Below are 7,126 nucleotides of genomic sequence, written 5' to 3'. Positions count from 1 at the left end.
CGCCGGCGCGACCATGATGCTGCTGATGTGGGCCGCGGCCCTGCCCCTGGAGACCAACCCCGCCGTGGACGACCACATCGTCTACGCCATCGTCCTGGTCACCCTGGCCCTCACCCGCGCCGGCGACACCCTGGGCCTGGGCGCCCGCTGGGCCGCCACCCCCCTGGTCGCGCGCCTGCCGATCCTGAAGTGACCGCCCGCCCCGCACCGGCCGCCCGCCCCGCACCGGCCGCCCGCCCCGCACCGACCGTCCACTCCGAACCGACCGCCCGCCGCATCCGGCCGGCCCCGACCCAGCGCCCGCCTCCCCGGAAACCCGGGAGGCGGGCGCTCACGCGTTTCCCCGCCGGTTCCTCGGGTGGCGCGGGTGGCGCGGTCGCGTGAAAGTTTCTTCGGGAGGCGCAGGTCGCGGGCACGGCGCAGGACGGGGGATTGCCTCGCGGGACCGGCGCTTCCTACGGTCTCCTCGATGTCGAGGAGGACCGAGATGACGTCTGCACGGCGCCTGAGCGTTCCGCTGTCGCTGCTGTCCGCCCTGCTGCTCGCCGTGGCCCTGACGGTCGCGGACCAGGCCGCCGGCAGCCGCCCGGCGGCGCGGGCGTTCGCCGCGCCGTACCAGGACCCGTCGCTGAGCGTGCCGGAGCGGGTGGCGGACCTGCTGCCCAGGATGTCGCTGGACGACAAGGTCGGGCAGATGACCCAGGCCGAACGGGGAGCGCTCAGCCCGGTGTCGGACCTGGCGACGTACCGGATCGGCTCGGTGCTGTCGGGGGGCGGCTCGGCGCCCTCGCCGAACAACGCGACCGGCTGGGCGGACATGTACGACGCCTTCCAGCGGCAGGCGCTCTCGACCCCGCTCGGCATCCCGATGATCTACGGCGTGGACGCGGTGCACGGGCACAACAACGTCGCCGGGGCCACGATCTTCCCGCACAACATCGGGTTGGGCGCCACGCGCGATCCCGGCCTGGTCGAGCGGATCGGCCGCGCCACCGCCGAGGAGGTCGCGGGCACCGGGGTGGACTGGACGTTCGCGCCGTGCGTGTGCGTGGCGCGCAACGACCGGTGGGGCCGTACCTACGAGTCGTTCGGGGAGGACCCCGACCTGGTGAGCGCGATGACGACGATCGTCGACGGCTTCCAGGGGCCCTCGCTGGACGGCCGGACGTCCGTGCTGGCCACCGCCAAGCACTACATCGGCGACGGCGGCACCACCGGGGGCGACGACCAGGGCGACACCCGGCTGAGCGAGGCCGAGCTGCGGGCGGTCCACCTGCCTCCGTTCAGGGCCGCGGTCGAGCGGGGCGTGGGGTCGGTGATGGTCTCCTACAGCAGCTGGAACGGGGTCAAGCTGCACGGCCACCGCCAGTTGATCACCGACGTCCTCAAGGGCGAGCTGGGCTTCACCGGTTTCGTGGTGTCCGACTGGGCGGGCATCGACCAGCTGGACGGACAGGAGGGCTTCACCGCCGAGGAGGTCCGGTCGGCGGTGAACGCGGGCATCGACATGGTGATGGTCCCCAACGACTACCGCCGGTTCGTCTCGCTGCTCAAGGCCGAGGTGCAGGCCGGCCGGGTGCCGATGTCCAGGATCGACGACGCCAACCGGCGCATCCTGACCAAGAAGTTCGAGCTCGGGCTGTTCGAGCGGCCGCTGTCCGACCGGTCCCTGACCGGCGGGGTCGGCAGCGCCGAGCACCGCGCGCTGGCCCGCGAAGCCGTACGGAAGTCCCAGGTGCTGCTCAAGAACGACGGGCTCCTGCCGCTGGCGAAGAGCGGAGGGAAGATCTTCGTCGCGGGGCGGAACGCCGACGACATCGGCAACCAGAGCGGCGGCTGGACGATCAGCTGGCAGGGCTCCTCGGGGAACACCACGCCGGGGACGACGATCCTGCAGGGCGTCAGGAACGCCGTGGGATCCGGCGCGACCGTCACCTACAGCCGCGACGGGTCGGGTGTCGACTCCTCCTACCGGGCCGCGATCGCGGTGGTCGGGGAGACGCCGTACGCCGAGGGCCAGGGCGACCGGCCCGGCTCGCTCGGCCTGGACACGGCGGACCTGGCGACGCTCCAGCGGATCCGGGCGGCGGGGGTGCCGGTGGCGGTGGTGTTGGTCTCCGGGCGGCCGCTGGACGTCGCCGCGCAGCTCGGCGACTGGAACGCGCTGCTGGCGGCGTGGCTGCCGGGCACCGAGGGCGGCGGGGTGGCCGACGTGCTGTTCGGCGACCACGCTCCCACCGGGAGGCTGCCGATGACCTGGATGCGCGAGGCCGGGCAGCAGCCGATCAACGCCGGGGACGGCAAGCCGGCACTGTTCGAGTACGGCTTCGGCCTCACCTACTCGACGTCCACGCCGACACCCACGCCGACACCCACGCCGACACCCACGCCGACACCCACGCCGACACCCACGCCCACCGATGGGTGTGCGGTGACGTACCGGACGAACAGCTGGGGCAACGGGTTCACGGCCGAGGTGACGATCGTCAACAGGTCCGCGACCCCCGTCAGCGGCTGGACCCTCCAGTGGGCCTTCGGCGCGAACCAGAGGATCACCGGCTCCTGGAACGTCTCCCTCACCCAGTCCGGCCGCCAGGTGACCGCGAAGAACGCGGCCTGGAACGCGTCCCTGGGAACGGCCTCCTTCGGCTTCCAAGGCACCCACGACGGAAGCAACCCGGTCCCGGACGCCTTCACCCTGAACGGCACCGCCTGCTCGATCGGCTGACGGCCCCGGGGCGCCTTCGCGCGGCCCCCGTGGCCCCGTGCGGTCCCAGGGGAGGACCGCGCGGCATGCAGGCAGACCGGACCGGCCCCGTGGAAGCGTTCTCTCCCCGAGTCCCCGAGTCCCCGAGTCCCCGCGGATCCGGGGTTCGCCACCCGGGACGTCGCCGCGCCGAAGCCACCCGTACCTCACCGAGGTACGGACCGTCCCAGCAGCGGCCGATTGACAACGTTGTCATAGGAATCGTAGATTCTTCCTGCTTATCCGGTTAATCGGCTTCCCCATGCACCCGGAGGACACAGTGAGCAAGCGCCTGCCCGCCGCGGGTCCGGCCTCCGAGGCCGGGTCGTGACCGTCCTGGCCGTGGACATCGGCGGCACCAAGTTCGCCGCCGCCGCGGTGGACGCGGACGGCACGGTGGTGACGCGCGCCGAGGTCCCGCTGAAGGACCGGGCCCGTCCGGAGGAGGCGCTGCTGGAGGTGGTCGGCCGGGTCACCGACCGGGTGCCCGCCGCCCGGCTGGAGGGCGTGGGCGTCGGCTCGGCGGGCCCGCTCGATCCGGTGGCCGGCACCGTGAGCCCGGTCAACATCCCGGCCTGGCGGGGTTTCCCGCTGCTGGACGCCCTCGGGCGGCTGGTCCCCGGCCGTCCCGTACGGCTGGCGGGCGACGGCCAGTGCATGGCGCTGGGCGAGTGGTGGCGGGGACTGCCGGAGGGGGAACCGGCCCGGGCCGTGCTCGGCATGGTCGTCTCCACCGGGGTGGGCGGCGGCTTCGTCTTCGACGGCGTCCCCCACCTCGGCCCGACCGGCAACGCCGGGCACATCGGCCACATCTCCGTCGACCCGGACGGCGAACCGTGCCCGTGCGGGGCCGCCGGCTGCGTGGAGACCGTCGCCAGCGGGCCGAGCATGGTGCGCTGGGCCCGCGCGAACGGCTGGACCGGTGACGACGCCCGGGCTCTCGCGGCCGACGCCCGCGCCGGGGTCTCCGTCGCCGAGTCGGCGTTCCGGCGGGCCGCCGGCGCGCTGGCCACCGCGATCCTGACCGCCTCGGCCCTGTTCGACCTGGACCGCGTCGTCGTCGGGGGAGGCGTGGCCGCCGCCGGCCCGGTCCTGCTGGACCCCCTCCGGCAGGCCGTCGCCCGCAACGCCGGGCTCGGCTTCCTGCACCGCCTGCGGGTGGAGGCGACCTCCCTGGGCCGCGACGCCGGCCTGCTCGGCGCCGCCGCCCTGGTCCTGTCTCTCTCCCGCCCCGGGGCCTCGCCGGCGCCCGCCGGTGTCCCGGCCTGCGAACCGGTGTCCGGGGGTGTCCCGGCCCGCGAACCGGTGCCCGCCGGTGCCACGGCCCGCGAACCGAGGAGCACCGCGTGCACCTGATGACCAACCCCGTCAAGGACTACCCCTGGGGGTCGCGCACCGACATCGCGGCCCTCACCGGCCGGCCCGTGCCCGCCCCCGGCCCGGAGGCGGAGATGTGGCTCGGCGCCCACCCCGCCGGCCCGTCGCTGCTGAGCGGAGACGGGCGTTCGCTGGCCGAGGCCATCGCCGCCGACCCCCTCGGGCAGCTGGGTGAGGAGACGCTCACCCGGTTCGGCGCGCGCCTGCCGTACCTGATGAAGCTCATCGCGGTCGCCCGGCCGCTCTCGCTGCAGGTGCACCCCTCCGCCGGGGAGGCGGCCGACGGCCACGCCCGGGGCGTGTACGGCGATCCCTGGGCCAAGCCGGAGCTGGTGTGCGCGCTCACGCCGTTCACCGCGCTGGCCGGGTTCCGCCCTCCGGAGCAGGCCGCGATGCTCGTCGACCGGCTGGGCGTGCCGGCGCTGGCGGAGACGGCGGAGCTGCTGCGGCGGGGCGCCGTGCTCGACGCCCTGCGCGTCCTCCTGGAAGGCGACCGGGCCACCGAGCGGATCGCCTGGGCGGCCTCCTCGGTGCACCACCCCGACTACGCGCTGGTCGCCCGGCTGGCCCGGCAGCACCCGGGCGACCCCGCCTGCCTGGCCCCGCTGCTGCTGCGGCGGCACGAACTCGCCCCCGGGCAGGCGCTCTTCCTGGGTGCGGGGGTGCTCCACTGCTACCTCAGGGGGTTCGGGGTGGAGATCATGGGAGGTTCCGACAACGTCATGCGGGCCGGGCTCACCGCCAAGCCGCTCGACGTCCCCGAACTGCTGCGCGTCACCGACCCGGCGGCCGTCCCCCTGCCGGTGCAGGAGCGGGACGGCCTGTACGCCGTGCCGTCCCCGGAGTTCCGGCTGCGGAGGCTGACCGGGGCGGGGGAGCACCGGCTGGCGGGCGGGACGCCCCGCATCCTGCTGTGCACCGAGGGCGCGGCCGACGCCGGCCCCCTCCGGCTGACGGCGGGGGAGTCCGCCTTCGTCCCGGCGGCCGGCGGCGCCGCCACGGTGACCACCTCGGGCACCGTGTTCTGCGCGGAACCGGGAACCGCCGGCCCGCTTTGAGGGCATCCGGGGCCGGCCGCGCCGGGGGCCGCGGGAACGGGTGGAAGATAATCGGACTGTTCCCGTCCGGCGTGTCGATCCGCGGCCGCCCCGTTCGACCTAGGGGTGACGGGGTCGAGAGGCGGCCCCGGAGTCAAGGAGGTCGAAGATGGCGAAGTACATGCTGATCCTGCGCGGCACCGACGAGTCCCTCGCGAAGATGACGGAGACGCCCTTCGAGCAGATGCTCGAGACCATGGGCCGCTTCAACGACGAGCTGATCCGGGCCGGCGTGCTGGTGGCCGCCGAGGGCCTGGAGGACCCGGCCCAGGGCGTGGTGGTCGACTTCGGCGGCGAGACTCCGGTGGTCACCGACGGCCCGTACGGCGAGACGAAGGAGCTGTTCGGCGGCTTCTACATCATCGACGTGGCCTCGAAGGAGGAGGCGGTCGAGTGGGCCAGGCGGATCCCGGCGTTCCCCGGCACGAAGTGCGAGATCCGCCGCGTGCCGGGCATCGACGAGTTCCCGCAGGACAACGAGTGGATCGCCAGGGAGCGGGCGTGGCGCGAGCGGACCGGCCAGCTGTGAGCCCCGGGGCCGGCGGCCCGCCGCGCACCGAGTCGGCGCGGCGGGCCGTCGAGGCCGTCTGGCGGATCGAGTCCGCCCGGATCGTCGGCGCGCTGACCCGCTACACCGGGGACTTCGAGCTCGCCGAGGACGTCGCGCAGGAGGCGGTGGCGGAGGCGCTCGTCACCTGGTCGCGCGAGGGCGCACCGGAGAGCCCGGTGGGCTGGCTGCTGGCGACCGCGCGGCGGCGCGCCATCGACGCCTTCCGCCGCAGGTCGGCGCTCGACGAGCGGTACGCCGCGCTCGCCGGCCGGCTCACCGAGGGGGAGGCGAGCTCCGGCGCGGCGGTCCCGCCGGACCGGCGGGACGACCTGCCGTGGGACCCCGACCGGATCGACGACGACGTCCTGGCGCTGATGTTCACGGCCTGCCACCCGGTGCTCGCGCCCGAGGCCCGCGTGGCCCTGACACTGCGCGTGGTCGCCGGCCTGTCCAGCGAGGAGATCGCCCGGGGGTTCCTCGTTCCCGTGCCGACCGTCCAGGCGCGGATCACGCGCGCGAAGAAGACGATCGCCGCGGCGAGGGTGCCGTTCGAACCGCCGTCGGCCGGGGAACGGCGCGAGCGGCTCGGCGGGGTGCTGAGCGTGCTGTACGTGATCTTCACGGAGGGGTCGACGGCGACGAGCGGCGACCGGCTGCTCCGCTCCGACCTCGCCTACGAGGCGATCCGGCTGGCCCGGACGCTGTCCGCGCTGCTGCCCGGCGAGCCGGAGGTGCACGGGCTGCTCGCCCTGTTCGAGCTCACCGCCGCGCGCTTTCCGGCCCGCGTCGGGCCCGGCGGCGAGGCGGTGCTCCTGGAGGACCAGGACCGGCGCCTGTGGGACCGGTCGGCGATCCGCCGGGGCATGGCCGCGCTCGGCCGGGCCTCGGCCGCCGGGCGCGGCCTGGGACCGTACGGGCTGCAGGCCGCGATCGCCGCCTGCCACGCGTCGGCGCCCTCGGTGCCGGAGACCGACTGGGAGCGCGTCGTGCTCCTGTACGAGGCGCTGGGCCGGGTGGCCCCCTCACCCGTCGTCGAGCTCAACCGGGCCGTCGCCGTCGCGATGGCGGACGGACCGGGGCGGGCGCTGTCCATCGTGGACGAGCTGGTCGCCTCCGACCGCCTGTCGGGGTCGCACCTGCTGCCGAGCGTGCGCGGCGAACTGCTGGCCCGCCTGGGCCGGACCGCCGAGGCGCGGACGGAGCTGGAGCTCGCCGCCCGGCTCTGCCGCAACCTCCGCGAACGGTCGGTGCTGCTGCGCAAGGCGGCCGCGCTGACCTGAGCGGAGGGTCCCGCCCGGCGGACGCGGCACCGGCCCGTGGCCGGTCGGGTGTTCCCGCCCCGCGCCGGGCGGTACG

Annotated in this window: 5 protein-coding genes and 1 pseudogene; all 6 read left to right on the top strand. The window is 75.1% G+C overall.

Annotated elements, in window-relative coordinates; genetic code table 11:
• Positions 1 to 193 (top strand): annotated as a pseudogene (locus tag IEZ07_RS29710) (hypothetical protein); the annotation flags it as partial.
• Between the two features lie 294 nt (positions 194 to 487).
• Positions 488 to 2,728: a glycoside hydrolase family 3 N-terminal domain-containing protein gene (locus IEZ07_RS29705; protein WP_191897810.1), complete on the top strand. Its 2,241-nt coding sequence runs from the start codon at positions 488 to 490 to the stop codon at positions 2,726 to 2,728.
• 345 nt (positions 2,729 to 3,073) lie between these two features.
• On the top strand, positions 3,074 to 4,102 hold the full coding sequence (locus IEZ07_RS29700) for an ROK family protein (RefSeq protein WP_191897809.1): 1,029 nt from the start codon (positions 3,074 to 3,076) through the stop codon (positions 4,100 to 4,102).
• Positions 4,102 to 5,181 (top strand): mannose-6-phosphate isomerase, class I, encoded by a 1,080-nt coding sequence (gene manA / locus IEZ07_RS29695; protein WP_239320879.1) that lies wholly within the window; start codon positions 4,102 to 4,104, stop codon positions 5,179 to 5,181. Before IEZ07_RS29700 ends, manA begins: the two co-directional genes overlap by 1 nt.
• A 148-nt stretch (positions 5,182 to 5,329) precedes the next feature.
• Positions 5,330 to 5,749, top strand: coding sequence for a YciI family protein (locus IEZ07_RS29690; protein WP_191897807.1), 420 nt, complete (start codon positions 5,330 to 5,332; stop codon positions 5,747 to 5,749).
• On the top strand, positions 5,746 to 7,050 hold the full coding sequence (locus IEZ07_RS29685) for an RNA polymerase sigma factor (protein ID WP_204054679.1): 1,305 nt from the start codon (positions 5,746 to 5,748) through the stop codon (positions 7,048 to 7,050). Before IEZ07_RS29690 ends, IEZ07_RS29685 begins: the two co-directional genes overlap by 4 nt.
• The last annotated feature ends 76 nt before the right edge of the window (positions 7,051 to 7,126 follow it).

Origin of the sequence: Planomonospora parontospora, from assembly GCA_014647935.1 — a bacterium.
Taxonomy (GTDB): Bacteria; Actinomycetota; Actinomycetes; order Streptosporangiales; family Streptosporangiaceae; genus Planomonospora; species Planomonospora parontospora.
The sequence above is the reverse complement of the archived record's forward strand: the minus strand, read 5'-3'. Positions and strand labels throughout refer to the sequence as shown.

Coding starts and splice junctions, on each gene's coding strand:
- IEZ07_RS29705 (WP_191897810.1), top strand. CDS start 488: ATGACGTCTGCACGGCGCCTGAGCGTTCCGCTGTCGCTGCTGTCCGCC.
- manA (WP_239320879.1), top strand. CDS start 4,102: ATGACCAACCCCGTCAAGGACTACCCCTGGGGGTCGCGCACCGACATC.
- IEZ07_RS29690 (WP_191897807.1), top strand. CDS start 5,330: ATGGCGAAGTACATGCTGATCCTGCGCGGCACCGACGAGTCCCTCGCG.